The organism is Actinomadura sp. HBU206391, from assembly GCF_014323665.1.
Classification (GTDB): Bacteria; Actinomycetota; Actinomycetes; order Streptosporangiales; family Streptosporangiaceae; genus Actinomadura_C.
Window position 1 is genome coordinate 1 of record NZ_JABVEB010000502.1, and the last position, 1,960, is coordinate 1,960.

Consider the following 1,960-nt stretch of genomic DNA (forward strand, 5'->3'; position numbering starts at 1 on the left):
ATCGGCCTCTCCGACAAGGGGCAGGAAGGCGAGTCCCAGGCAGATCGCCAGCAGAGGGGCGGCCTCGGCGATGTAGCGCGACTCGAGGCCGAGCAGGTCCGCGTAACTCTCGTTCACCCGGCCGAGCGCGACCGGTACGACATCGGTCACGACGACGTAGCCGATCAGGATCGACCAGGCGCGAAGCGCCCGGCGGCGCAGCCACACGCTCAGTCCGATGATCGCCGCGATGACGATCCAGGAGCACGCCACGAGGAACATCGATGGAGCGGCCAGCGCGTAGTCGAAGGTGCCGACGGACATCCAGGTATGCGGGCCGCCGACGGCCGTGACCGGGAGCGTCTGTCCGAGCAGCCGTCCGGCGAACGTACCGATGACCTCGGCCGAGGCCGCCCGCGGCTGGATCGTCGTCGTGTGCATCCGCGCCAGATAGATGCCCGTGTACGCGAGAAGGACACTCGCGTACAGCGCCCATGCGCCGGCGTACCGGCGCAGCGCGCCCCACCACGGCGCCCCGGCCAGGTGGGCGCACGTCAGCGCGAAGAGCAGCAGTGGAATGGTCCCGGCCTTGAGGTAGAACGCCAATCCGAAGACCGTCCACCCGGCCGCGTAGACCGCGTGCCGGAACCCGTCCCCCCGTACGTACCGGATGTGGGCGTGCAGCGCCATCGGGAGGGCGATCTGCAGGGGCAGGGCGTTCAGCGCCGCCGCCCACCACACCGTGATGCCGAGCGTCATCGGCGTCAACGCGTAGACCAGCATCGGAGCGAGGATCGCGGGCCGGGTGCCGAACATCTGCCGGAGCAGCCGCAGCAGCGCGAGCGACGCGGCCACCTGCATGAGGATTGTGGTGGCCGAGGTCAGACCCCAGCCGTAGGCGTCGGCCCTGACCAGCAGCCAGACCAGGCCGAAGCCGCCCGGCATGAACTGCCCCGCGTGCATCCGCAGGAGGTAGTCCCAGGCGCCGGTGTGCTCGACGGCGCGGGCGATGTACTCGAAGTCGTCCTGCCGGAAGTAGCCATGGCGCAGATAGTCGGCCTTCAGCACCACCTGAAGGGCGATGAGCAGCAGGGCGCAGACAATCACCCCACGCGCGGACAGCGACGTCAATGGCCCGGCGGGGGGTTTCCCGTCGTCCGAGTCGCCAAGACGATCCTCTGTCTCCGCGGGCGTCTTCAATGACGTTCCTTGCGCTCGGTTACGCGTGGTCCAGAGCAGTTCGGCGACCGATCAGCGACCGCGAAGACGGTCGTCGTCATGTGCGGGTGACCGCCTGACAGCCACCCGCCGCCCCTTGTTCCTCGGTCAGATCGTAGGGATCCACAGGCACACCGGTCGGTTCCGGTCCGCCCTGCGACTCATCGTCATAGAGGGGACGGAGAAAGCCGTCCTCGGTGCCGCAACGGACCGGGGCGGCACTCGAGTCCGACGAGGACAGCCAGAGCTTGACCCCGGAACCTTCGCGGTAGACGAAGACTTCGGTGGTACGGCGGACCACCACGCGCGTGAGCGTGCCGGATTTCCCCGGCCGGTGCACCGGATAAACGAAGTTGTAATCAAGCGCCACCATCACGCCGCGCGTCCCGTCCTCCCTCGCCCCGCGTACCTTCGTCGTCCCGTGCACCTTGACGACGTCGCCCGCGGGCTCGGCGGTCTTCGGAGCGAAACTCGTGAACCAGAGCCTGGTGTTCTGATCCGGGCCCCTGCTGTTCAGGTGCGCGAGCAACTCCTTCCGCTGCTCAGGAGGCAGGAGCTTGGCGAATGCGTCCGGCCGCCCCTTGTACACGGTGTCCGGATCGAGGTTGGCGGCCACGACCATCTTTTTCACGTGGAGGAAGGCGAGAGCCATGTTGTCGGCGGACAAGCCGTTCATCGCCTTGGCCTTGGGGAACCGGATCCCGGCCTCGCCGACGGCGTAGTCCTCTGCGGGCGAGCCTTGGAAGGGGTCGTCCGCGCTGAT

Annotated in this window: 1 protein-coding gene and 1 pseudogene; both read right to left on the bottom strand. The window is 68.1% G+C overall.

Features of this window, described 5'->3' with window-relative positions; all coding sequences use genetic code 11:
- Positions 1–1,179, bottom strand: a pseudogene (locus HKK72_RS38830) (hypothetical protein); the annotation flags it as partial.
- 76 nt (positions 1,180–1,255) lie between these two features.
- Positions 1,256–1,960 (bottom strand): hypothetical protein (locus HKK72_RS38835; protein ID WP_222721684.1); only part of this gene is annotated, 705 nt, incomplete at its 5' end.